Raw genomic sequence first — 24,776 nt, 5'->3', positions numbered from 1 at the left:
ACTTATACATACAATAGGAGTGGGTAATTGTGGAAAAAACTTTTTTAATGGTAAAACCTGATGGCGTGCAGCGTGGAGTAATCGGTGAGATCGTTGCTCGTTTTGAGAAAAAAGGTTTTCACCTTGCTGGTGCTAAACTAATGAGTATTTCTAAAGAACTTGCCGAGCAGCATTATGGTGAGCATAAAGAGCGCCCATTTTTTGGGGAATTAGTAGATTTCATTACTTCCGGACCAGTATTTGCAATGGTTTGGGAAGGAGAAAATGTCATTTCTACTGCTCGTCTTATGATGGGAGCTACAAACCCTAAAGAATCAGCTCCAGGAACAATCCGCGGTGATTATGCTGTAACAGTCGGCAAAAATATCATCCATGGTTCAGATTCTCCTGAAAGTGCTGAAAGAGAAATCGGCTTATTCTTCAAACAAGAAGAACTAGTGGAATATTCCAAGTTAATCTCAGAATGGGTCTACTAATCCAATATTAAAGAGTCAAGAAGCTGTCTGAAAGTATTCACTTTTGGACAGCTTTTTGATTTTATTACCCCAATTTTCTCATTTTTGGATATAATGGAAATAGCAAAAAAAGATAGCTTCATACCCGGGGGAAATGAGAATGGCTCATGATTATAATCAATTTGTACTGAATATCAAAAATAAATCCGGCATCGACCTTTCTTTGTATAAGGAAGCCCAAATGAAAAGAAGATTAACATCATTATATGAAAGAAAGGGGTACGCTTCTTTTTTAAATTATTATGAAGCCATGCTGAAAGACGATCTTCTATTTAACGAATTTTTAGATCGGATGACGATCAATGTATCTGAATTCTACAGAAATGCAGCCAGGTGGTTTGTGTTGGAGAATAAAATCCTCCCGAGGCTTTTGTCGGAAAACACCAGCCTTAAAATTTGGAGTGCAGCCTGCTCCACTGGCGAAGAACCTTATACGCTTGCCATGATTCTATCTAAATTCATGCCGTTGTCCAAAATCTCGATCCTGGCTACCGATATTGATAGGAATGCCATCCAGCGCGCAAAGATGGGGGTATACCCTGAAAGGTCATTGAATGAAGTGCCTTCGGAAATGAAAAAGAAATTTTTTCAGAAAGAAGGTTCCTTCTATAAAATCAGCGAGGACATAAAAAAAACGGTTGAATTTAAAAGTCATAACCTTTTGGCAGATCCCTTCCCTCAGCAAATGGACTTAATTGTTTGCAGGAACGTACTGATTTATTTCACGGAGGAAGCCAAAACTGAGATCTATCAAAACTTCAGCAATTCCTTAAAGCGGGAGGGAACCCTGTTTGTAGGGAGTACTGAACAAATTTTCAATCCAGGCATCTTTAATTTCGCAATAGAAGATACTTTTTTCTATCAAAAACAATAGTAGGAGGGAAGGGCTGATACCTGTCGAGTTTCATTGTACAGGAGGGTGGCCTTTTTTCTTTTTGTATCTAATTTATCGCTGGTAGCAGACAATAAAGTTATGTTATAGTGGAAAACATATATCCTTTAACGAGTTGAAGGGGGAAAGAATATGAGATATTTAACAGCAGGAGAGTCTCATGGACCAAAGTTAACGACGATCATTGAAGGCCTGCCCGCCGGTATGCCGTTGACGGAGCAGGATATTAATAATGAATTGGCAAGAAGGCAAAAAGGATACGGCAGAGGAAGAAGGATGCAGATAGAAAAGGACCAGGCAGTCATATCCAGCGGAGTGCGTCATGGATATACTTTAGGATCTCCCGTATCGCTTACGGTGGAAAATAAAGACTGGAAGCATTGGACAAAAATCATGGGAATTGAACCGATCAGTCATGATGAAGAGGAAGAAATCAAAAGAAAGATTCAGCGACCCCGTCCCGGACATGCGGATTTAGTCGGTGGGATGAAATATGGACACCGTGATCTGAGGAATGTGTTAGAACGTTCTTCCGCCAGGGAAACCACAGTAAGAGTCGCAGCGGGTGCGGTTGCAAAACAACTCCTGAAACACTTGGGAATTGAAGTAGCTTCACATGTCGTGAAAATTGGAGGAATCGAAACAGCACAAACATCCCATACGTCTATCCAGGAAATCCAAGAACGATCAGAAGCATCCCAAGTCCGGTGCCTGGATCCCGAAGCGGAAATAAAAATGATGGAAGCTATCGATGATGCAAAGAAAAATGGAGATTCCATCGGCGGGATTGTAGAAGTTATTGTTGACGGTATGCCCGCAGGTGTTGGAAGCTACGTACATTTTGATCGAAAGCTCGATGCAAAGTTGGCAAGAGCAATCGTCAGCATTAACGCATTTAAGGGTGTTGAGTTTGGATTAGGCTTTGAGATGGCAGACAAGCCTGGAAGCGAGGTCCATGATGAAATCACATGGTCGGAAGAACAGGGGTATACAAGAAAAACGAATCGACTTGGTGGTTTCGAAGGTGGAATGTCTACTGGGATGCCTATAGTTGTAAGGGGCGTCATGAAGCCGATACCGACCTTATATAAACCATTGCAAAGCGTCGATATTGAAACGAAGGAACCATTTACAGCGAGCATCGAACGTTCAGACAGTTGTGCGGTTCCGGCAGCTGCCGTCGTAGCTGAAGCTGCCGTTGCATGGGAACTCGCCTGTGCGATTGTCGATCAATTTTCAAGCGACCGTTTTGATGCCCTCCAAAAAGCTATTGAAGAGCATCGCAGTTATACAAAGGAGTATTAATCATGGAAGAAGTGACTATTGCTGCCGAAAGTAAGACATATCCTGTCTATATTGGGGAAGGGATCCGTGAAAATCTTTGGCAATTGTTTAAATCAGCCATTCCTGATGCAACAAAAATCATGATCATAACTGATAAAAATGTTGCGGATCAATACTTGGGGATAATGGCAGGAATGCTGAAAGACGCTCCTGAAATCATCACCCACATTGTCCCTTCAGGTGAGCACTGCAAGACCCTGGCAATTTATGAAGGATGCCTGACAAAAGCACTTGAAAGCGGACTTGACCGCAAGTCGGTGATCATCGCATTCGGAGGGGGAGCAGTAGGGGATTTAGCAGGGTTCACTGCAGCTACTTATATGAGGGGGATCCGCTTCATTCAGGTCCCCACTACCATACTGGCACATGATAGTGCTGTAGGGGGAAAGGTCGCAGTCAATCACCCTTTGGGGAAAAATATGGTAGGGGCATTCTATCATCCGGAATTTGTCCTTTATGATACGGGCTGGTTTCATTCTCTTCCATTGAAAGAATTGAGATCCGGATTTGCAGAAGCAGTCAAGCATGCATTGATTGCAGATCCGATTCTCCTTGAAATGATGATGAGGGATATTCATTCCATTGATGACCTCCTTGAAAAGTCAGGGAAGTTAACACCCATCTTAAAAAGAGGGATTGAAATTAAAGCCTCTATTGTGAATAAGGATGAAAAGGAGCAGGGGGAAAGAGCCTTTCTTAATTTTGGCCATACACTGGGGCATGCTATTGAAGCAGAATCTGGATATGGAAAGATTACGCATGGGGAAGCAGTGATGGTTGGAATGGTTTATGCTTTAAAACTCAGCATGGAGTACTGTTCTCTTTCTTTCCCGATTTCATCATTTCTTCATTGGATCGAATCGCTTGGCTATTCAATCGAAATAGATAAAGCGGTCACTTTTGAAAGACTATGGGAATGGATGACGAGAGATAAAAAATCATTGAACACAACGCCAAATTTTGTTTTGCTGGAGAAAATCGGTTCACCGGTTCAAAGAAAAATGGAAAAGGCTGAATTGGCAGAAGCATTCCATTCATTATTTGAGTGTTGAGTTAAGTTCATTGCGAAAGGAGAGGTACAGATGATTAGAGGGGTACGGGGAGCCACTACAGTTGAAAAAAATGAAGAAGAGCATATACTTGAATGTACAAGACATCTCTTGCAGAAAATGATAGAGGCTAATGAGATAGAAGCAGAAATGGTTGCATCTGCCTTTATTTCTTCTACAAGTGATTTAACTGCTGCTTTCCCGGCAAAGGCGATTCGCGAGTCGGAGGATTGGCGCTGCGTACCCGTCATGTGCGTTCAAGAACTAGAGGTGGAAGGAAGCCTTAAAAGATGCATCAGGATCATGATTCATTTAAATACCTCCAAGAAGCAATCGGATATTGTCCATGTTTATTTAAATGAAGCAAAAATCCTGCGGCCTGATTTGCCCAAAGTGGAAAATTAAAGAGACTGTCAGGGGGATGGAACGATGAAATGGAAGACGGAGATTCTTAATTTAAAAGCTTATCAGCCTGGAAAATCAATTGATGAAGTAAAGAGAAAATATGGACTTGAAAAAATCACTAAATTGGCATCAAATGAGAATCCATTCGGCTGTTCGCCTGTAGTCGAGCAGATGCTTATGGAATATAAGCCGGTCAGGGCCATTTATCCGGATGGATACGCAGCATCATTGAGGCAGACAGTGGCTGAACATCTCGATGTGTCGGAAAAACAATTGATTTTCGGGAATGGATCAGATGAAGTCATACAGATCATCTCCAGGGGATTATTGAAGCCTGGCGTCAATACGGTGATGCCCGCTCCATCATTTCCACAATACAGACATAATGCCATCATTGAAGGAGCAGAGGTACGGGAGGTAGCCCTGATCAACGGGGAACATGACTTGGAAGGGATGCTCAATGCCATCGATGAAAATACTTCCGTTGTGTGGGTCTGCAGCCCAAACAACCCTACAGGATGCTATATCAATCAAACGGACCTGCTTCAATTTTTGTCCAGCATCCCTGAGGATGTACTCGTTGTCCTTGACGAGGCTTATTATGAATACGTAGTTTCTGAAGACTACTATGATGCCTTGTCATTAATTAAGGAGTTTTCAAATCTCATTGTTTTAAGAACTTTTTCAAAAGTTTATGGACTTGCCAGTTTCAGGGTCGGCTATGGTGTAGGAAATGAACAAATTATCCAAACCTTAGAACCCCTCCGTGAGCCTTTTAATACAAATGTACTTGGCCAGGCCGCAGCTGCTGCCGCAATTCAAGATCAAGAGTTTGTCGAGAATTGCAAACTTCATAATCGCAAAGGATTGGAACAATTCTATACATTTTGTGATGAGGCTGGTTTAAGCTATTTTCCATCCCAGGGGAATTTCATTTTAATTGATTTTAACCGAGATGGTGACGAAGTCTTTCATGGTTTATTAGCTGAAGGCTACATAGTGAGATCAGGAAAGGCGCTTGGCTTCCCGACCAGTGTAAGGGTGACGGTTGGTTCTGAAGAGCAGAATTCCGGTGTCATTGAGGCTATGAAGAAGCTGTTAGCATCAAATTTATCTTAATACGAAAAGGCAGGGGAGAATCATGAAAGGAAACATCATCATTGCGGGACTTGGCCTTATTGGAGGCTCCCTTGCTTTGTGTTTGAAGAGAGAGCATCCTGAAGCTGTCATTTACGGAATTGACACAAATAAGGAACAGGCTCAGCTTGCGAAGGCACTTCAGGTGGTGGATCATATCTGTGAAAACTTAGCAGAATGTGCTCCCCTGGCAGACTTGATTATTTTAGCTGCTCCTGTCAGTCAGACAATCAACCTGCTTACTTCCCTTAAGACACTTCCATTAAAGAAAGATGTGATTATCACTGATACCGGAAGTACTAAGGAACAAATCATGCATCATGCCAAGCAATTGGGTTTGGAAGAATCTTTCATAGGCGGCCACCCTATGGCAGGTTCGCATAAAAGCGGTGTCGCTGCTGCGAAAGAAATTCTATTTGAAAATGCTTTTTATTTATTGACCCCATTTAAAGATAAAACAAAGATTGATTCCCTTAAAGAATGGCTTAGTGGAACGAGAGCCCAATTTGTTGAGGTTTCCCCTGAAGAACATGATAAGATGACAGGAATCATCAGTCATTTTCCACATTTAATAGCTGCTTCTTTAGTGAAGCAGGCAGATAGACATTCAGAATCGCTCCCATTGATTTCAAGGCTTGCCGCTGGAGGTTTCAGGGATATTACAAGAATCGCTTCATCAAGTCCCGAGATGTGGAAAGACATAACATTACATAATGAAAAGAATTTAATTGATATGCTGGAAACTTGGAAGTCTGACATGGACCACATTATCATGATGCTTAAAAATAATGAGGAAGATGATATACTCTACTTTTTTCAAAGTGCCAAGGAGTACAGGGACCAGCTCCCAATGAAATCAAAAGGTGCTATCCCTTCCTATTATGATCTTTACGTTGATGTACCGGATTATCCAGGCGTGATATCCGAAGTGACAGGACTTTTAGCAGAGGATCGGATCAGCATCACCAATATTCGAATAATAGAAACCCGCGCGGACATATACGGGGTGCTCGTCATCAGCTTTCAAACGGAAGAAGACAGGGAAAGGGCAATAAATTGTCTTCAAAAACAAACAGATTACGATGTATTTATTCCATAGAATAGGAGGCGAGAATAATGGGAAATGAAACGCTTTTCAATTCCGGACGCTCCTTGAATGGGACGATCCGGGTTCCCGGGGATAAATCGATCTCACACAGGTCCATCATGTTCGGGGCTATTTCACACGGGAAGACCATCATTGAGAATTTTTTATTCGGAGAAGACTGCATCAGTACCATTAATTGTTTCCGCAAGCTTGGTGTGGATATTGAAGTCGGTGAAAAAAGAATTGAAGTGATCGGAAAAGGGTTTGAGGGACTTCAAGAACCAACGGAGATATTAGATGTAGGAAACTCTGGCACCACTACCAGATTGATGATGGGTATCCTTGCCTCAATGCCCTTTCACTCCGTCATCATTGGTGATGAATCTATTGCACGTAGGCCCATGAACAGGGTGACAAAGCCCCTTATGTCAATGGGAGCTAAGATTGACGGGAGAGCGGAAGGAGAGTTTACACCCATTTCCATTCGCGGGGGCGCATTACAGTCGATTGATTATTCCCTCCCAGTAGCCAGTGCCCAGGTGAAATCAGCCATCTTATTGGCTGCGCTTCAATCTGAAGGCATGACAATTGTGCGTGAACCAGCTGTCACTCGAGATCATACCGAGAGGATGATCAGATTATTTGGAGGAAATGTAGAGACGAATGAAAATATCATCTCCATCCAGGGCGGCCAGACATTAAAGGGAACTCATATTACAGTTCCCGGCGATATTTCTTCCGCTGCATTTTTCCTGGTTGGTGCGGCAATTACTGAAGGGAGCTCCATAACGCTTGAACATGTAGGGCTGAACCCTACTCGTACAGGAATCATAGATGTACTGCAAATGATGGGCGCCGATTTCGATATTGAATACCATACCGCTGAAGAAGGGACCGAGCCCATAGGAGCCATTACCATTAGGACTTCGGAATTGAAGGGGACAGTGATAGAAGGTGATCTCATCCCCCGATTGATCGATGAGATACCGGTTATTGCTTTACTGGCCACTCAAGCGGAAGGTACAACCATCATCAGAGACGCAGAAGAATTAAAAGTGAAAGAGACGAATCGGATTGATTCAGTCGTTGATGAATTAAAAAAGATGGGTGCAGATATTGAAGCCACTCCCGATGGCATGATCATCCATGGTAAGTGCGTCCTAAAGGGTGCTAAAGTTGACAGCCATGGAGATCACCGAATTGGTATGATGCTTGCGATTGCCTCTTTGATTTGCCAAGGCGACCTGGATTTGGCAGGAAAAGAAGCGATTCGAGTCTCTTATCCGCAGTTTTTTGACCATATGGCTGAATTGATTGATTAATTATAAAATGATATGTCATGTTTTTGCCTTCACTTTCATAGCTTGTCTAAGAAAGGAAGAAGGTGAAAATATGACATATGTCATTTCTAATGCCAGTCTCCTGCAGCAGGGGGAGTTTAAAGCAGCTTCGATGCTGATAAAAGAAAACAAGATTGCAGCAATAAAAGAATCTTTTAATTTTGACCATGCATTAAGGATGGATGTTTCTTCATTTATCCTTGCCCCAACATTCACCATGCTTGATTTTTCGCTTCCAGCCACCGATTTTTCTGCCTTCAAACAGTATATGATTGAACATTTCCTTTCGAAGGGATGTACGACCATATTATCTCCATGTGAAATCACACACGAAAGGGATCTGGACACTTCCCTCAAACGGCATAGAATGTCTTTGCTTAGTTGTCCTATTGATTTTTGTATGGCCATCAAGGTGCCGATACGGAACTTGAGTCCTTCCTTAGTGAGGAAATGCAGCCGCTATAAAATCCCTTTGATTCTCGTTGAAATATCAAATATACAGGACATCAGAAGCATTGCGTGGGGATGGATCAGAGAAGCTATGTTTCCCTACAACCCTGTACTTGTTCCTTTTTTATCGACTGGCATCGCGAAAAAAGAACAGCAGTCGATAATCAAAAACTGGCAAAATATCTTAAAAAACGAAAAGATTCCTCATATTCCGCATGAAATAATGGCGAAAACCCCGATTCTCCCATCAATATTGAAAAAAATTGGCATTTATCCTAAAAGAGGAATATTAGCAGTAGGGGGAGAAGTTAGTTATAACTTATTTCCTAAAAGCAGTCTAATTGATAGACCGGACAGCATCTATTATGATATTCTTAGACCTTCTGTAACAGTTTACAGAAATCAATTAGTGTATGTGAATAATGATGTGTCCTTCTTTCCCGGTATGGGGAGGGAAGTCAAAATCAATAGACCCGGTTTTCTCGTTTAAACCATTATTTATAAAATTGTTCAAAAGTGTGTTGAGAAAGGGATGGATTATGCAGTACGCACAGGATATGCTACAACATTTAGATGAAGGCAACTTAACAAAAGCTAAGAAAACCTTTCATATGACCCTTGAAAAAGGCTCCGATGAAGAAAAATTCTTTCTTGGTGAAGAACTTTTTCAACTGGGCTTCATGGAAGAGTCAAAGGAGTTATTTGAATCACTCCTCTCTCAATACCCTGAAGAGGGTGAACTAAAAGTGATGATTGCCGAATGCCTTGTGGAAATGGACAAGGAGGAAGAAGCGATTCACTATTTAGAAAATATAGAGCCTGATGATCCGAATTATCCCCGGGCGCTTTTACTTGCGGCAGACCTCTATCAGATGCAGGGGTTATTTGAAGTAAGTGAACAAAAGCTGCTCAGGGCTAATGCTATTCTTCCTGAAGAAAATGTCATCAAGTTTGCCCTCGGAGAACTTTATAGTGAACAGGGGAGGTTTTCTGAAGCTGCTGATATGTATTTGGCGCTTTTGAAAGGGAATGTTGAAACACTTGCCGGGGCAAACATTCATCAGCGAATGGCAGAAGTGCTAAGCGGCGGCGGTGCATTTGAGCAAGCACTGGAACATTACGAAAAATCAATAACCAGCCAGGTAGAACCCAATACTCTATTCGGTTTTGCCTTTACAGCCTATCAAGCAGGATTCTACAAAAAATCCATTGAAAAATTTACGGAATTGAAAGAGCTCGACCCTGATTATCATTCCCTGTATTTATACCTGGCGAAGGCGTATGAACATGAGGAAGAGCTGGAAGAAAGCATGAAAGCGGTATATGAGGGAATCAAACACGACGAATTCAATAAAGACCTGTTCTTCTACGGTGGAAAAATCTCATTAAAATTAGGAGATGAGGAAAAGGCTGAAGAAATGCTCAGAGGGGCGCTTGTGCTGGATCCCGATTTCCTTGAAGCAGCCCTTACCTTAAATAAGCTGCTTTTGAAACAGGAAAGATATGATGATGTCCTTGAAATCATTGAAATGATGGAGAAGGAAGGGGAAGCAGATCCCCAGTTCCTTTGGGATGCTGCAACTTCCAATTCAAAGCTTGAAAGATATTCTGATGCATTAAAATATTACCGCTCAGCATATAATGACTTTAAAACCAACAATGATTTCCTTGAAGAGTTCGGCTATTTCCTGATTGAAGAAGGCCAGTCAGCTGAGGCAGCACAAATTTTCAAATCTCTTTTGTCGCATGATCCCGCTAATGAGGAGTACATTTCATTATTGGAGAGGCTGGAAGAACTTTGAGTGGGGTGCAGGCTATTCCATTCGAAGAACATCAATTTAAAAATGCTTGATTCATATAGCAGAGGAGGGAATACCATGGCAACCCCTGTTTCTGTCAACGAGAAGAAAGACTTTATCCGGTGGTTCTTAAATCATTATCAATTAAAAAGAAGAGAATGTGTTTGGATATTGAATTATTTGATGAGCCATGACTCTCTCATGGAAAAGGTGCACTTTGTTCAAGATGCACAGTACTGCCCAAAGGGTTTGATCATGTCCACCCATTGTGTGGATGATGCTCCATTCAGATTCTACAAAGAAAATATCATGACCACTGATGCGGAAAAATCATTTCATGACATCCGGCTGAATCGGGAGGAAGAGATATTCATTCAATTGAATTTCCGGTCGTCCCAGGCATCCCACCAGTATGTTGCTGTCTTGGAAGAAAATCCGTTTCTCCCTAATCCAGTCAGGATCAGTGAGAAAGATAAAGACGAGGCTGAGGCGTTCCTTCAAGAGAGCCTTCTAAGCTTCCAAAAAGAAAAACTTCTTAAACAAATTGATGAAGCGCTTGATCAACATGATCAGGATTCATTCAAAAGACTGAGTGCCCAATTAAAGAAACTTATAAAATAGCCCCTTGCTGCTGCAAGGGGAATTTTATTGTTCTTTTTATGTATTATGGTATTCTAATTTGTAGAGATTAATAATAGGAGTGTTTTCAATGAATTGGAATGCCAAAGATGTAGAAGTGTATTTAAAAGAAAAAAAATTCGTAGATACAGCCGTAGTACCTTTAATCCCGATCTCTTTTGGGGATGATATGAAGCAAGCAGCCAATCAGGGAGAATTCATTGAATTGCTGTCTCTCCATCTGGAGCGTCAATTCAAAGGCAGGATGATGTTCATGCCTGCATTTTCTTATCTAAGAGATGAGAAAGGAAATCCAAAAGGAAGATTGGGGGATTTGATTGATTTAGAATCAAGTTTAAAAGAAAGCGGTTTCACTTATGTGTTTCATCTTACGTCTGACCCAGCTTGGAACACTCACGAAAAGGACCTTAACGGAGCTGTTGTATGGCTGCCATCGGTGCCCCTTGAGCACATGGATGAGCCGTATAAGCATTCAATCATGGAAGACCAGGTCAATCAACTTTTGAAAGTTATCGTACAAAAATGGCAGGACATGGGTTAATTCGGAAAATCGTCACATCATTACCAATATATAAACACTAGTATATTGACCTTCCTTAAAGATTGATATATCATAATTATGTCCTAGTTTTATATTTGTGCGAAAAATGTCTGTTGGACTTACCTTACTGATAGAGGGGGGAAAAGGATGAGCAAGCATCGTGTTTCAAGACGTCAATTCCTTAACTATACGCTCACTGGTGTAGGCGGTTTCATGGCTGCGGGAATGTTAATGCCGATGATCCGCTTTGCAATCGATCCTGTTTTGGAAGCTGAAGCAGGCGGAGATTTCCATGCAACGAAAGAAAAAGTAAGTGAATTGACCAGTGAACCTACTCGTGTTGACTTCAAGTTTGAACAAAAAGATGCATGGTACACATCTGATGTAACTCATACAGCTTGGGTTTATAAGGACAAGGATGGGAAAATTGTTGCGTTGTCACCGGTTTGTAAGCATTTAGGATGTACAGTCAGCTGGAATGGCAATAAAGATTATCCAAATCAGTTCTACTGCCCGTGCCACGGTGGACGTTACGAGAAAACAGGTAAGAATATTCCAGGTACACCACCGACTGCACCATTGGATACATATCCAACTAAGGTCAAAGACGGCTTCTTGTATCTAGGAAAACCTGAACCAAATAAGATCGTGAAGTAAAGGAGGCGTAATTCGTGCTGAACAAAATTTATGATTGGGTTGATGAGCGTTTAGACATTACGCCTTTGTGGCGGGACATTGCTGACCACGAAGTACCGGAACACGTAAACCCTGCGCATCATTTTTCTGCGTTCGTATACTGCTTCGGTGGATTGACATTCTTCGTAACAGTAATTCAGATTTTATCTGGTATGTTCTTGACAATGTACTACGTTCCAGATATTAAAAACGCTTGGGAATCGGTTTATTATCTTCAAAATGAAGTTGCTTTTGGACAAATTGTCCGTGGTATGCATCACTGGGGTGCCAGCCTTGTAATTGTTATGATTTTCTTACATACATTACGTGTATTCTTCCAAGGCGCTTATAAAAAACCTCGTGAACTTAACTGGATCGTCGGTGTTCTAATTTTCTTCGTTATGTTGGGATTAGGATTCACTGGCTATTTATTGCCTTGGGATATGAAAGCGCTATTTGCGACAAAAGTAGGTCTGCAAATCGCAGAATCCACACCGTTAATCGGTAAGGCAGTTAAGATATTGCTTGCTGGTCATTCGGATATCGTTGGAGCTCAGACATTGACTCGTTTCTTCGCTATCCACGTGTTCTTCCTGCCTGCAGCGCTGCTGGGATTAATGGGAGCCCACTTCTTGATGATCCGCAAACAAGGTATTTCAGGTCCACTGTAAACCGAAAAATCAGCGGATCATTCGAATTCATTTATTATTGAAGGAGGGGACATCATGCATCGTGGAAAAGGGATGAAATTTGTAGGTGACTCACGTGTCCCTGCAGTTCGCAAGCCTAACATTCCTAAGGACTATTCTGAGTATCCTGGGAAGACTGAAGCTTTCTGGCCAAACTTTTTGCTTAAGGAATGGCTTGTCGGTGCAGTATTCTTAATCGGCTACTTATGTTTGACAGTAGCGCATCCATCGCCGCTGGAACGTATTGCTGATCCAACAGATACAGGATATATTCCATTGCCTGACTGGTATTTCTTATTCTTATACCAATTATTGAAGTATTCTTATGCTTCTGGTCCATATAATGTAATCGGAGGATTCGTTATCCCTGGTCTTGCATTTGGCGGCCTTTTACTGGCTCCGTTCTTGGATAGAAGCACAAAGCGCCGTCCGACTCAACGTCCATTGGCAACAGGTTTCATGCTTCTTGCCTTGGCAGCAACTGTATTCTTGACTTGGCAGGCTGTTGCTCATCACGACTGGAAAAAAGCGGAAGAGCAAGGGAAGATTGTTGCCCAAGTCGATATCGACAAAAATGATGCCGGCTATAAACAATTCCAGAAAAACGGCTGTATCAACTGTCATGGTGAAAACTTGCAAGGTGGAGCCGGTCCAAGCTTGATCGATACTGGCTTGAAGGCTGAAGAAATTGCAAAAATCGCTAAGAATGGTAAACCGCCTGGAATGCCAGCTGGAATCTTCAAAGGTTCTGATGAAGAGCTTAAACAATTGAGCGAATTCATTGCTAACTTAAAGAGCAAATAACAACAAGTAAAAGCTGGCATTCTGCCAGCTTTTTTTTGCAGATTATTGTTGATAAACTTTAGGGGTGTGAAAAATGAAATGGATTTATTTAATATTGGCTGATAAGCGCTTCATTTGGCTGCTTTTCATCGTGAATTTATTTGGGACTATATATGGATACATATGGTATGGGGGCCAATTGAAAGAAACACCGGATATTTTCTTGATCTTTGTTCCAGACAGCCCTACGGCCAGTTTGTTCTTTTTATTTGTATTGGCTGCCTTTTTAATGAATAAGAATTTTGCCATCATGGAGTCCCTTGCCATTGTCACTCTTTTTAAGTACGGAATTTGGGCTGTGGTGATGAACATATGGACATACGAAGTCACCGGAGATCTGCCATGGACGGGATACATGCTGATGATTTCGCATGGGGCAATGGCCATTCAGGGCCTATTGTATGCTCCTTTTTACCGGATTAAATTAAGGCATCTTGCCATAGCGGCAGTCTGGACTCTTCATAATGATGTGATTGACTACGTTTATATGCAATATCCAAAATACGGAGCATTGTATTTATACGTTCGTGAAATTGGATACTTTACATTCTGGCTTAGTGTGGCTGCCTTGACCATTTCTTATTATTTATGTTTGAGGAAGAATCATTTTACACTTTCCTTGTTAAATAAATAATGACGTAAAGGTATAACCTTGTCCCTCCATTCATACATTTTATTAGAAGTTTGAGGGGGGACAAGTATGAAAATAAAATTTTTGTTGTGTTCACTGGCTGCGTCCATCATGTTATTCTCAGCGGCAAACTTTGCAAATGCTGAGTCGTCAAATACATTATCAAATTTGGATAAAATTGCGGATCAAAGTCTGCAGCTCGCAAAAGCCGGGAAATTTCAGGATTCAGAGCAGATGATGCTATATTTTTCAAAGCAGCTGACTGAGCTTGAAATGAAGGAACGATTGTTTTCAATGGATGAAATGACTGTGCTTACAGTCTCATATAATCAAGCGCTGAAGGCAATTGAATCTGATGAAATCAGTGCCCCGGAACGGGTAAGGGATATGACTGCCTTCAGACTGGTCATGGATGCACTCAATTCCCAATACCAGCCTATGTGGTCTGAAATGGAATCAAAAATCATGACCGCATTCAAGGGTGTACAAGATGCTGCCAAAAAAGGAAGCCAAGACGAATACCACTATAAATTGAATACATTTCTTTCACAGTATGCGACTATTCAGCCCAGCCTCAAAGTAGATATCTCCCCTGAAAGACTTCAGAAAATAGATGCGAAAATCACTTATATCGATCAATATCGTGATATTAAAAGCAATTCTGACCAAATTGCAGAACTGGCATTGCTCCAGACCGATTTGAACAATCTATTCAGTCTGATGAATAAAGATGAAGCAGATCCATCGCTTTGGTGGGTAATGCTTTCTACAGGTGGAATCATTATCTTCACATTATCTTATGTAGGCTGGAGAAAATATAAAGGTCAAAATGAAGAAAAACGCACAAAAGAGGGCAATGATTGACGTTTGTGTCCTTTCTCTATAAAATATTCCTAATACATCTAGAATGGAGGTTCTTTATGGGAGGAATATTGTTCTATTTCCTACTGATTGCCCTTGTCCCGCTATGGGCTCAGATGAGGGTAAAAAGCGCATATCAAAAATACTCTAAAGTTGCCTCTTCAAATGGTTATACCGGTGCAGAGGTAGCAAGGAGGATCTTGGACCAAAATGGACTTTATCATGTAAAGGTGCTCGAGACGCGAGGGATGTTGAGCGATCACTATAACCCGATGTCAAAAACTGTGCATCTTTCTTCCAATAACTATCATGGCCATTCCATCGCTGGCGCGGCTATTGCAGCACATGAAGTGGGCCATGCCATTCAAGACAAAGAGAATTACTCTTTCTTGAAAATTAGGCACGCGATAATACCTGTTGCCAATATAGGAAGTAATTTTGCCTGGATATTGCTGCTGATAGGTATATTCACTCAATTGAGCGGCATGTTTCTCTTGGGTATCATATTGATGTCAGCAGGAGTCATTTTTCAACTGGTGACCCTCCCTGTGGAATTCAATGCTTCTTCACGAGCGATGGATCAAGTGGTTTCATTGGGGATCATCCGTAATAATGAAGAAAGACAAGCCAAGAAGGTCTTGAATGCAGCTGCCTTGACTTATGTTGCGGCAGCAGCGGTAGCCATCATCGAACTATTGAGGCTGATTTTGATCTATACCGGAATGCAAAGAAATGATTGAAAAACAACGTTTACAAAAAGAGGACTTGCTTGAAACTGATCAAGCAAGTCCTTTTTAATGGAAATCTATAACTCCAAAGGATTTTTGTTTTCATCCAATGTGAAGCCTTCCCCTAATACATCGTGTACAAATGTTACGGAAACGAAGGCATGAGGGTCATAGTAGGCTATGATATTTTTGAGCCTGACAATTTCATTCTTGCCTACGACACAGTATAATACTTCTCTATCCTGCTTGGTAAATGATCCGTGACCTCGAAGTACAGTAACACCACGATCCATTTCTTTCATGATCTTCTCTGCAATTTTTTCGTGATGTTCTGATATGATCATGGCTCCCCTTGCAGAATAGGCACCTTCCTGAATGAAGTCAATTACCCTTGCCCCTACAAAAACAGCTACCAAAGTGTACATCCCTTCTCTAGGATGCAAATAGGTGATGAGGGATAAAGTAATAACGATAGCATCAAACATAAACATGGTCTTTCCCATGCTCCAGCCATTATATTTATGAACCAGTCTGGCAATGATATCAACTCCGCCGGTTGTCCCGCCGTAGCGGAAAATGATACCGATCCCTATTCCAATAAAGACACCGGCAAACAGCGCAGCTAAGAACAAATCTCCATCGAGCGGAATATTAAACTGAAAGCGCTGGAAGATCCATAAGAACAAAGAGACGCCGACTGTCCCGATGATGGTATAAATAAAAGCATTACGGCCAAGAAACTTCCATCCAATAAAAAATAAAGGAACATTCAACACAAGGTTTGATATGGAAGGGTCAATTTTAAATAGGAAATATAATAGTAAAGTGATACCAGTAAAGCCGCCTTCTGCGAGGTTGTTCTGCATATTAAAGTGGACAAGTCCAAACGCAAAGATGGCTGAACCTAAGATAATGAAAAAAGTATTTTTTAATTTAATGCCAGCGAGCATGATATCCCTCCTATTCAAGAAACTACGCACAGCGTCATCTATTATATAAGAAGCAATCTAAACAAGCAATAAGCCTTGTCATTTCAATAATATTTATTATTTGTAAATGCCTTTATATTTAGCTAACATGTAGATATTGATGCATAATAATTCGGCAGCAGCAGGATTAAGGCTTTTGAAGGGAGTCTGGCAGGATGGAAGTAAAACAAAAGAAAACGATACAGATGCTTCAGCAAGAAGTGGATGAATATATTGGACAATTCAAGGAAGGCTATTTCAGCCCTCTGGCCATGATGGCAAGATTGACTGAAGAGCTTGGGGAACTGGCTAGAGAAATAAACCATTATTACGGTGAAAAACCAAAGAAAAGTACAGAAAAAGAAAATACGGTCGAAGAAGAATTGGGAGACATGCTGTTCGTGTTGATCTGCCTTGCGAACTCACTTGATATCGACATGCAGAAAGCCCACGACCGCGTACTACATAAATTCAATACAAGAGATAAAGATCGATGGACAAGGAAGAATGAAGGAAGCGAGGAATAATAGATGAATAAAATTAAGGTAGCCATAGCAGGACCGCGTGGAAGAATGGGGCAGGAAGCAGTCGCTCTTGCATCAAATGAGGAATCGTTTGAATTAGTCAGCGCTTTGGATCATAAAAATGAGGGAAAGAACTTAAGCGACCTGGGTTTTACCGGCTTGGACGCCCCAGTATATACTGATATTGAAAAATGCCTCATAGAAAGTAAGCCTGATGTCTTAATTGACCTTACTACTCCTGAAGTTGGATTTAAACATGCCAAAACAGCATTATTGAATGGTGTAAGACCAGTAGTAGGTACAACAGGATTCACTAATGAACAACTGGATGAACTTAAACAGTTAGCAGAAGAAAAAGGATTGGGCTGCATCATCGCCCCCAATTTTGCCATTGGCGCCGTTTTGATGATGAAATTTTCACAAATGGCTGCCAAGTACTTCTCTGATGTAGAGATCATTGAAATGCATCATGATCAAAAGCTGGATGCACCATCAGGAACTGCGGTCAAAACAGCAGAGATGATCAAAGAAAATCGCGAAAATAAATCCCAAGGCCATCCTGGTGAAAAAGAAACGCTTCCAGGCGCACGCGGGGCTGACTTCGATGGCATGCATATCCATAGCGTCCGTCTTCCGGGATTGGTTGCTCATCAACAAGTATTGTTTGGTGCTGATGGTCAGACGTTGACTGTCAGACATGATTCTTATAATCGCCAATCTTTCATGTCAGGCGTCAAAGTGAGTGTCGAAACCGTTATGAAGCTCGATACGCTCGTCTATGGATTGGAAAATATTCTTGACTAAGGAGATTGTTATGAAAATTGCGATCATTGCCCATGATAAGAAGAAAGATGAGATGGCCCGTTTCGTGATTGCATATAAGCATATTTTTGCAATGCATCAGATTTTTGCAACGGGAACGACGGGACTGCGAATACAAAATGAAACAGGATTAAAAGTTACAAGGTTTCAATCTGGTCCACTTGGCGGAGACCAGCAAATAGGGGCGCTCATTGCCCAAAATGAAATGGATCTTGTCATCTTCTTCCGTGATCCTCTAACCGCACAGCCTCATGAGCCGGATGTTTCAGCACTTATCCGTTTATGTGACGTATATGACGTTCCTTTGGCCACAAATATGGGGACGGCAGAGGTTTTAGTGAGAGGTCTTGTCAATGGAGATCTTGATTGGAGAACGATCATGAAGGAACGGAAGGAGTGAAATGATTGGTATGGAAAATTATCAAACGGACATCCTTGCATTCGGTGCCCACGCGGATGACGTCGAAATAGGGATGGGCGGAATGATCGCCAAATTTTCTGCAGAAGGGAAAAGAGTCGTGATCTGTGATTTGACAGAAGCTGATCTTTCATCGAATGGAACTGTAGAATCAAGGAAGCAGGAAGCTGCTGAAGCGGCATCTATATTAGGTGCTTCGGATAGATTGAATTTGGGGATTGCAGACAGGGGCATTTACATAACACATGAAAATATTAAAAAGGTAGCAGAAGTCATCAGAAAGTATAAGCCGCGACTTATTTTCGCCCCTTATTGGGAAGACCGTCACCCGGATCATGGGAATTGTGCGAAATTGGTGGAAGAAGCCAGTTTTTCTGCAGGCATACGAAAATTCGAGCCTTCTATATCGCATGAGCCGCATAGAGTGGAAGCCTTGTATTTTTATATGATAAACGGCTTCCATCAACCGGATTTTGTCTTTGACGTTTCTTCATATATAGACAAGAAGATTCATTCCCTTAAAGCATATGATAGTCAATTCAACCTCGGGGAAGGCGGGGTCTCAACCCCATTGACAAATGGATATATCGAAAGTGTAGAAGCAAGGGAAAGGTTGTTTGGAAAACAAGCAGGGGTGGCTTATGCGGAAGGATACAAGACCAAGAAGCCTTTGCTGCTTGAAAAAGATTTAATAGGTGATGCATTATGAAACTGAAAATAGGGATTACATGCTATCCGACCGTTGGCGGGTCTGGCGTGGTGGCAACAGAATTAGGGAAGCAGCTGGCAGAGAAAGGGCACGAAATCCACTTTATTTCTTCGAGCATGCCTTTTCGATTGAATAAAATGTATCACAATATCTTTTATCATCAGGTTGAAGTCAACCAATATTCAGTCTTTCAATATCCTCCTTATGATATTGCTCTTGCCAATAAAATGGCTGATGTGGCAAAGAGGGAGAAGTTGGATATCCTTCATGTACACTATGCGATTCCTCATGCTGTCTGCGCCATTTTAGGCAAACAAATGAGCGGGATGGATTTGAAGATTGTCACGACCCTGCATGGAACGGATATTACTGTCTTGGGGTATGATCCTTCTCTAACGGGTGCAATCCGCTTTGGAATTGAGAAGTCAGATGCTGTAACAGCCGTTTCAGATGCTTTGGTCAAACAGACACATGAACTGATCAGTCCGAATAAAGAAATTGAAACGGTCTATAATTTCATAGATGACAGGATATATAAACGACACGATGCGGAGCACCTCAAACAGGAATATGGGATCAAACCGGATGAAAAAGTGGTTATCCATGTCTCTAATTTCCGGGCAGTAAAAAGAGTTTCCGATGTCGTCCGGGTTTTTTCGAATATCGAAAAGAAAATGCCTGCAAAATTATTGCTGGTTGGCGACGGACCGGAAATGACAATTATCTGCAAGTTGGTCAAAGAACTGGGTATCCAGGATAAAGTACTGTTTTTAGGGAAACAGGATAACCTGGAAGAATTATATTCTATTAGCGACTTAAAGCTGCTCCTATCCCAAAAGGAGAGCTTTGGTCTTGTAGCATTGGAAGCGATGGCCTGTGGAGTACCGTGTATTGGAACCGACATAGGCGGCATCCCGGAAGTGATCGCACATGGTGTGAATGGCTTCATATGTCCGCTTGGCGATATCGATACGATTTCAGATAAAGCAATTGAACTTTTATCAGATGAAGAACTTTATGCGCGATTCAGTAAGGAAGCTGTCGAAAGTGCACTTGAAAATTTCCGGTCTGAAAAAATAGTAAAGCAATATGAAGAAATCTATTATAAAGTGCTTGCAGAATAAAAAGGGGATTACTGATGATTGAACCATTCAAAAAAGCGCTGCCGGTCCTTAAAAGGATTGAAGAAGCAGGGTATGAAGCTTATTTTGTCGGCGGTGCAGTAAGGGACTACCTCATTAATCGGGAAATTCATGATATCGATATTGCAACTTCGGCATTCCCGGAAGAAATCAAAGTCATTTTTAAAAGTACAGTGGATGTAGGGATAGAACACGGCACTGTTCTTGTAATTGAAGAAGGGGAGCCTTATGAGATTACTACCTTTCGATCGGAATCGGATTATAAAGATTACCGGCGGCCGGATAAAGTAACATTCATTCGCTCCCTCAATAAAGATTTGGAACGCAGGGATTTTACTATGAATGCCATGGCCATGGATAGAACAGGAATAATCATTGATCCTTTCCATGGAAAAGATGCAATTGAAAAAAGGTTGATTCAGACTGTTGGAAGTGCGGATGAACGATTTACTGAGGATGCCTTAAGAATACTGAGGGCAGTCCGTTTTGCAGGCCAGCTTGGCTTTAGACTGGAGAATCGAACCCAGGAAGCATTGGGCAAGCATGCTCATCTGTTAGAGCATATTGCCATTGAAAGGATTTTGGCTGAATTTGAGAAGCTGTTAAATGGCAAAAGCAAAAAAGAATCGATCCAGTTGTTGACAGAAGCGGAAATCCATCATTATTTACCGGGGCTTTCAGATAAAGGCACTGCTATAAATGAAATAGCAAAAGCCGATATTAACCCTTTAACCTCCAATCAAATGTGGCTCTTCCTTTTATTTATCTTGGAAGAGCCTGCTCCACAGGAATTCCTTAAACGTTGGAAGATGCCATTGAAGAAAATTAAATATCTTTCAAAATCCCTTCAAATCCTCAGAAACCGGGCGAAAAGGGAATGGGAGCTGCTGGACTTGTATGAGGCCGGGCTTCAGTCTGCCATTGATGTAGAAATCGTATACCGGGTGATCAATAAACAAGATCCGGAAACAAAAATGATAGAAGAAATGAAGCTTCGATTTGAATCGCTGCCCATTCAGGAGCGCGGTGAATTGGATGTCACAGGAAATGATTTGATGAGTTGGCGGGGTCAAGCAGGGGGACCTTGGATAAAGGAAACAATGCAGAAAATTGAGTATGCGGTACTCAACGGCATTATAAAGAATGAAAAAGCGATAATTAAGGAGTGGCTTGAATCGTGGAATCGCCGATAAGAAAGAAAATGCTTCAGGCATTCTCGGAATCCCATGGAGACTTTGTTTCAGGACAAGCCCTGGCAGATTTTTTAGGATGCACGAGAACGGCTGTCTGGAAGCATATTGAAGAACTCAGGAGAGAAGGATTCGAACTGGAGGCTGTCCGCAGAAAAGGCTATAGGATACTCCATGCACCTGATAAAGTGACAGAAAATGAAATTCGCTACGGATTGAATACAAAAAATCTTGGCCAAACGATTTATTATCAGGAAACCATTGATTCTACACAGAAAAAGGCGCATCAATTGGCCTACGATAATTGTCCGGAGGGAACGCTTGTCATAGCAGAGGAACAGACAAGTGGAAGGGGAAGGATGACAAGGTCTTGGCATTCCCCTAAGTATTCAGGCATATGGATGAGCATCATCCTCAGGCCAAATCTGCCTCCTCAGCAGGCGCCGCAGTTTACATTGCTGGCAGCAGTCGCTGTCGTTCAGGCTTTGGAGGAAGTATGCGGATTAAACCCGGAAATCAAATGGCCCAATGACATTTTAATAAACGGGAAAAAAGTAACAGGCATCTTGACGGAACTTCAAGCAGAATCCGATAAGATTAACTCAATCATCATCGGAATCGGAATGAATGTAAATTCGAAAAAGGAAGACTTTCCAGAAGAGCTCCAGAATATTGCGACTTCTGCAGCAATCGAAAAAGGGGAAATGGTTTCACGCTCCAGCATCGTGCAAAAAATACTGGAAAAGCTTGAATTATACTATCACTTGTACATGGAAAAAGGTTTTGGGCCAATCAAACTGCTTTGGGAAGGCTATGCAATCAGCATTGGAAGAGAAATTATAGCAAGAACCATAACAGGCACCATTGAAGGAAAGGCGATTGGTATTACAAATGATGGAGTTCTGAAAATCGAGGATTCCTCAGGCCGCATACACGAGATTTACTCAGCTGATATTGAAATTCAAGGAAATAGTTAATAGTCAATATCCTGAACTTCTGATATAATTTTTTTGGGCAGTATCATTCATATGAGCTGCACCGTTCAGCAATTCTTTTTAAAACCAAAAAGTGAATAGTTCTGCCTTGATCTTTCATGACGGGGACAGAGGGTCGAAACAGATGATGAACAAGCACTAAGGGTCCTTCTGCCTATTTGGAGGGCCCTTTTTTTATGAAATACAAGTCATTCATTTGCTTTTCGTCTCCTCTCAAAAAAAGGAGGAATGGAAATGAAAAAGACGACTGATTTTTTGGCAATGAAAGAAAATGGAGAAAAGATTGCAATGCTTACAGCATATGATTACCCTTCTGCCAAACTGGCTGAGGAAGCCGGGATGGATATGATTCTCGTAGGAGATTCATTGGGGATGGTCGTTCTTGGGTATGACTCAACGGTTCCGGTCACTTTGGATGATATGATCCATCATACGAAAGCTGTCAAAAGGGGAGCGAAGGATACGTTTATCGTAGCGGATCTGCCTTTCATGACCTATCATCTGAATAGAGAAGAAACTATCAGGTCTGCAGCAGCACTGATGCAGCAGGCAGGTGCCCATGCAGTAAAAGTAGAGGGCGGGGATCATGTAATCGACATGATTCACTATATGACATCGAGCGGAATTCCGGTGGTTGCTCATTTAGGTTTGACCCCACAATCAGCCGGTGTATTGGGAGGCTATAAAGTCCAAGGTAAGACAGCGGATGCAGCTGAAAAATTATTGGATGATGCCTTGAAATGTGAACAAGCTGGAGCTTTTGCTCTTGTCCTTGAATGCATTCCGAAGCAGCTCGCACAAAAAATAGCACAGGCGTTGAAAATCCCGGTCATTGGAATTGGTGCAGGGCTTGAAACTGATGGCCAGGTGCTTGTCTTCCATGATGTGGTCACATATGGCGTCGACCGTGTGCCTAAATTCGTCAAGCAATATTCCAATATTAACGGAAGCATCTTGAATGGCCTTCAGCAATATGTAAAAGAAGTAAAGGAATGTGCCTTTCCTGAGGACCAACATACCTTCACGATGAAACAGGAAGAACTGGCAGCGCTTTACGGGGGGAAATAAAATGAAAATCATTAAAACTATTGCAGATCTTAAACAGCATTTGAAAAAAGAAAGAGTGAACGGAAGTACAATCGGTTTTGTTCCGACAATGGGTTTCCTTCATGAAGGGCATGTCTCTTTGATGGAGGCTTCCAAAAAAGAGAATGATGCAACTGTCATCAGCATCTTTGTCAATCCGCTGCAATTTGGGCCAAATGAGGATTTTGAAAGCTACCCGCGAGACCTTGAAAGAGATGCCAGGATTGCAGAAAACGCAGGCGTTGATTTCCTTTTTGCGCCGCTACCAGAAGAAATGTACCCCGTGCAGCCATCCATAGCCTTTCATGTAAAAGAACGGGTGGATGTCCTGTGCGGAAGTAAAAGGGAAGGACATTTTGATGGAGTAGCCGCTGTTTTGACAAAACTGTTCAATATCGTTCAGCCTGACCGTGTCTATTTCGGACTGAAAGATGCACAGCAGGTAGCAGTAGTCGATGGACTCATCAATGACTTCAATATTCCAGTCGAGCTCCGCGCGATGCCTACGGTAAGGGAAGAAGATGGATTAGCCAAGAGTTCGAGAAATGTAAAGCTGTCACAGGAAGAAAGAAAAATGGCTCCTGTCATTTACCAGTCTTTGAAATGGGCAGAACAAGCTGTCAAAAATGGTGAAGGTGATGAGACGGTACTTATCAATGGCATCAAAGAAAAAATAGAGAACGAAACAAGCGGAGAAATCGATTATGTAGAAATCTACTCCTATCCATCCTTAAAGAAAATGGATGTATTGGAAGGCACATTCATTATTGCCGCAGCAGTGAAGTTTTCAGGTGCAAGATTAATTGACAATATTATTATTACAAGAGGGGCTTAAGGAGGAAGAAGAATGTTCCGTACAGTAATGAATGGAAAAATCCATCGTGCAACAGTCACAGAAGCAAACCTAAACTATGTCGGCAGTATAACAATTGATGAAGATATATTGGATTCAGTAGGAATGGCGCCGAATGAAAAGGTGCAGATTGTCAACAACAATAATGGAGCAAGATTTGAGACATATATAATCGCAGGTGAAAGGGGCAGCGGGGTGGTCTGTCTTAACGGTGCAGCTGCACGCCTCGTTCATGTGGGAGATATTGTCATCATTATTTCTTATGCACTTGTGGCAAATGAACAAGTAAAATCACATAAACCAAGAGTGGCCATCATGAATGAGAAAAATCAAATCATTGAAATGATATCCCACGAACCGGAAGCAACCATTATCGGCTGATACCCGGAAAATTGGCTGCACCTTAAAGGCTTCAAATCGAAGCCTTTTTATTTTTGTGCGAAA

The 24,776-nt window shown here is 41.8% G+C and carries 29 protein-coding genes; 28 read left to right on the top strand and 1 reads right to left on the bottom strand.

The genetic code is table 11. The features are described from left to right. Positions 1–29 precede the first annotated feature (29 nt). The 18 genes from ndk to ABTV07_RS12795 all read left to right on the top strand — a co-directional run bounded on the left by ndk (position 30) and on the right by ABTV07_RS12795 (position 15,637). On the top strand, positions 30–476 hold the full coding sequence (gene ndk, locus ABTV07_RS12880; protein ID WP_433742852.1) for a nucleoside-diphosphate kinase: 447 nt from the start codon (positions 30–32) through the stop codon (positions 474–476). Between the two features lie 139 nt (positions 477–615). After that, positions 616–1,389 (top strand): CheR family methyltransferase, encoded by a 774-nt coding sequence (locus ABTV07_RS12875; RefSeq protein WP_433742850.1) that lies wholly within the window; start codon positions 616–618, stop codon positions 1,387–1,389. Between the two features lie 150 nt (positions 1,390–1,539). Continuing rightward, the gene (gene aroC / locus ABTV07_RS12870) at positions 1,540–2,712 is read left to right on the top strand and encodes a chorismate synthase (RefSeq protein WP_433742848.1); all 1,173 of its coding nucleotides are present in this window, start codon (positions 1,540–1,542) and stop codon (positions 2,710–2,712) included. 2 nt (positions 2,713–2,714) lie between these two features. Further along, positions 2,715–3,803: a 3-dehydroquinate synthase gene (aroB, locus tag ABTV07_RS12865; protein WP_433742847.1), complete on the top strand. Its 1,089-nt coding sequence runs from the start codon at positions 2,715–2,717 to the stop codon at positions 3,801–3,803. Positions 3,804–3,833: 30 nt separating this feature from the next. Beyond that, complete coding sequence (gene aroH, locus ABTV07_RS12860) at positions 3,834–4,205, top strand: chorismate mutase (protein ID WP_433742845.1); 372 nt, start codon at positions 3,834–3,836, stop codon at positions 4,203–4,205. 24 nt (positions 4,206–4,229) lie between these two features. Continuing rightward, entirely contained in the window at positions 4,230–5,324 is a 1,095-nt protein-coding gene (gene hisC, locus ABTV07_RS12855) for a histidinol-phosphate transaminase (protein ID WP_433742843.1), read from the top strand. Between the two features lie 22 nt (positions 5,325–5,346). Then, positions 5,347–6,441 carry a prephenate dehydrogenase gene (locus tag ABTV07_RS12850; RefSeq protein WP_433742841.1) on the top strand — a complete coding sequence of 365 codons (1,095 nt, stop codon included), beginning with the start codon at positions 5,347–5,349 and terminating at the stop codon, positions 6,439–6,441. 17 nt (positions 6,442–6,458) lie between these two features. Beyond that, complete coding sequence (gene aroA, locus ABTV07_RS12845; protein ID WP_433742839.1) at positions 6,459–7,751, top strand: 3-phosphoshikimate 1-carboxyvinyltransferase; 1,293 nt, start codon at positions 6,459–6,461, stop codon at positions 7,749–7,751. 70 nt (positions 7,752–7,821) lie between these two features. Continuing rightward, positions 7,822–8,709 carry a hypothetical protein gene (locus ABTV07_RS12840; RefSeq protein ID WP_433742837.1) on the top strand — a complete coding sequence of 296 codons (888 nt, stop codon included), beginning with the start codon at positions 7,822–7,824 and terminating at the stop codon, positions 8,707–8,709. A 49-nt stretch (positions 8,710–8,758) separates the two neighbouring features. Next, the gene (locus ABTV07_RS12835) at positions 8,759–10,021 is read left to right on the top strand and encodes a tetratricopeptide repeat protein (RefSeq protein WP_433742835.1); all 1,263 of its coding nucleotides are present in this window, start codon (positions 8,759–8,761) and stop codon (positions 10,019–10,021) included. A gap of 75 nt (positions 10,022–10,096) precedes the next feature. Further along, complete coding sequence (locus ABTV07_RS12830; RefSeq protein ID WP_433742833.1) at positions 10,097–10,639, top strand: ReoY family proteolytic degradation factor; 543 nt, start codon at positions 10,097–10,099, stop codon at positions 10,637–10,639. An 88-nt stretch (positions 10,640–10,727) separates the two neighbouring features. Then, a complete protein-coding gene (locus tag ABTV07_RS12825) occupies positions 10,728–11,198 on the top strand; it encodes a YpiF family protein (RefSeq protein ID WP_433742831.1) in 471 nt (156 codons plus the stop codon). A 147-nt stretch (positions 11,199–11,345) separates the two neighbouring features. Continuing rightward, positions 11,346–11,855: a ubiquinol-cytochrome c reductase iron-sulfur subunit gene (locus ABTV07_RS12820; RefSeq protein WP_433742829.1), complete on the top strand. Its 510-nt coding sequence runs from the start codon at positions 11,346–11,348 to the stop codon at positions 11,853–11,855. Between the two features lie 14 nt (positions 11,856–11,869). Further along, positions 11,870–12,544, top strand: coding sequence for a menaquinol-cytochrome c reductase cytochrome b subunit (gene qcrB, locus ABTV07_RS12815; RefSeq protein WP_114745328.1), 675 nt, complete (start codon positions 11,870–11,872; stop codon positions 12,542–12,544). Between the two features lie 54 nt (positions 12,545–12,598). Beyond that, a complete protein-coding gene (locus ABTV07_RS12810) occupies positions 12,599–13,366 on the top strand; it encodes a c-type cytochrome (protein WP_433742827.1) in 768 nt (255 codons plus the stop codon). A 73-nt stretch (positions 13,367–13,439) separates the two neighbouring features. Next, complete coding sequence (locus ABTV07_RS12805) at positions 13,440–14,039, top strand: DUF1405 domain-containing protein (protein ID WP_433742825.1); 600 nt, start codon at positions 13,440–13,442, stop codon at positions 14,037–14,039. A 66-nt stretch (positions 14,040–14,105) separates the two neighbouring features. Then, positions 14,106–14,900: a sporulation protein YpjB gene (gene ypjB / locus ABTV07_RS12800; protein WP_433742823.1), complete on the top strand. Its 795-nt coding sequence runs from the start codon at positions 14,106–14,108 to the stop codon at positions 14,898–14,900. A gap of 56 nt (positions 14,901–14,956) precedes the next feature. Beyond that, positions 14,957–15,637, top strand: coding sequence for a zinc metallopeptidase (locus ABTV07_RS12795; protein WP_433742821.1), 681 nt, complete (start codon positions 14,957–14,959; stop codon positions 15,635–15,637). Positions 15,638–15,702: 65 nt separating this feature from the next. Here the strand turns inward: ABTV07_RS12795 and ABTV07_RS12790 are convergent, their stop codons facing one another. Next, positions 15,703–16,575 carry a YitT family protein gene (locus ABTV07_RS12790; RefSeq protein ID WP_433742819.1) on the bottom strand — a complete coding sequence of 291 codons (873 nt, stop codon included), beginning with the start codon at positions 16,573–16,575 and terminating at the stop codon, positions 15,703–15,705. 194 nt (positions 16,576–16,769) lie between these two features. On the opposite strand from ABTV07_RS12790, the gene ABTV07_RS12785 reads away from it, so the two are divergent. The 10 genes from ABTV07_RS12785 to panD all read left to right on the top strand — a co-directional run bounded on the left by ABTV07_RS12785 (position 16,770) and on the right by panD (position 24,713). Then, complete coding sequence (locus ABTV07_RS12785) at positions 16,770–17,120, top strand: nucleotide pyrophosphohydrolase (protein ID WP_433742818.1); 351 nt, start codon at positions 16,770–16,772, stop codon at positions 17,118–17,120. A 3-nt stretch (positions 17,121–17,123) separates the two neighbouring features. Then, on the top strand, positions 17,124–17,921 hold the full coding sequence (gene dapB / locus ABTV07_RS12780; RefSeq protein ID WP_433742816.1) for a 4-hydroxy-tetrahydrodipicolinate reductase: 798 nt from the start codon (positions 17,124–17,126) through the stop codon (positions 17,919–17,921). 10 nt (positions 17,922–17,931) lie between these two features. Then, entirely contained in the window at positions 17,932–18,339 is a 408-nt protein-coding gene (gene mgsA, locus ABTV07_RS12775) for a methylglyoxal synthase (protein ID WP_433742814.1), read from the top strand. A gap of 10 nt (positions 18,340–18,349) precedes the next feature. Continuing rightward, entirely contained in the window at positions 18,350–19,066 is a 717-nt protein-coding gene (gene bshB1, locus ABTV07_RS12770) for a bacillithiol biosynthesis deacetylase BshB1 (RefSeq protein ID WP_433742812.1), read from the top strand. Continuing rightward, positions 19,063–20,190: an N-acetyl-alpha-D-glucosaminyl L-malate synthase BshA gene (bshA, locus tag ABTV07_RS12765; RefSeq protein WP_433742810.1), complete on the top strand. Its 1,128-nt coding sequence runs from the start codon at positions 19,063–19,065 to the stop codon at positions 20,188–20,190. The genes bshB1 and bshA overlap by 4 nt, the downstream gene beginning before the upstream one ends. Positions 20,191–20,204: 14 nt before the next feature. Further along, positions 20,205–21,401, top strand: coding sequence for a CCA tRNA nucleotidyltransferase (locus tag ABTV07_RS12760; protein ID WP_433742809.1), 1,197 nt, complete (start codon positions 20,205–20,207; stop codon positions 21,399–21,401). Next, positions 21,386–22,375 carry a biotin--[acetyl-CoA-carboxylase] ligase gene (locus ABTV07_RS12755; RefSeq protein ID WP_433742807.1) on the top strand — a complete coding sequence of 330 codons (990 nt, stop codon included), beginning with the start codon at positions 21,386–21,388 and terminating at the stop codon, positions 22,373–22,375. Before ABTV07_RS12760 ends, ABTV07_RS12755 begins: the two co-directional genes overlap by 16 nt. A 252-nt stretch (positions 22,376–22,627) precedes the next feature. Beyond that, on the top strand, positions 22,628–23,461 hold the full coding sequence (panB, locus tag ABTV07_RS12750) for a 3-methyl-2-oxobutanoate hydroxymethyltransferase (RefSeq protein WP_433742805.1): 834 nt from the start codon (positions 22,628–22,630) through the stop codon (positions 23,459–23,461). A gap of 1 nt (position 23,462) precedes the next feature. Further along, positions 23,463–24,314 carry a pantoate--beta-alanine ligase gene (panC, locus tag ABTV07_RS12745; RefSeq protein WP_433742803.1) on the top strand — a complete coding sequence of 284 codons (852 nt, stop codon included), beginning with the start codon at positions 23,463–23,465 and terminating at the stop codon, positions 24,312–24,314. Positions 24,315–24,326: 12 nt separating this feature from the next. Then, positions 24,327–24,713 carry an aspartate 1-decarboxylase gene (gene panD / locus ABTV07_RS12740; protein ID WP_433742802.1) on the top strand — a complete coding sequence of 129 codons (387 nt, stop codon included), beginning with the start codon at positions 24,327–24,329 and terminating at the stop codon, positions 24,711–24,713. The last annotated feature ends 63 nt before the right edge of the window (positions 24,714–24,776 follow it).

Origin of the sequence: Falsibacillus pallidus (assembly GCF_050990905.1) — a bacterium.
Classification (GTDB): Bacteria; Bacillota; Bacilli; order Bacillales; family DSM-25281; genus Falsibacillus; species Falsibacillus pallidus_A.
This window is presented reverse-complemented; position numbering and strand designations above follow the sequence as displayed.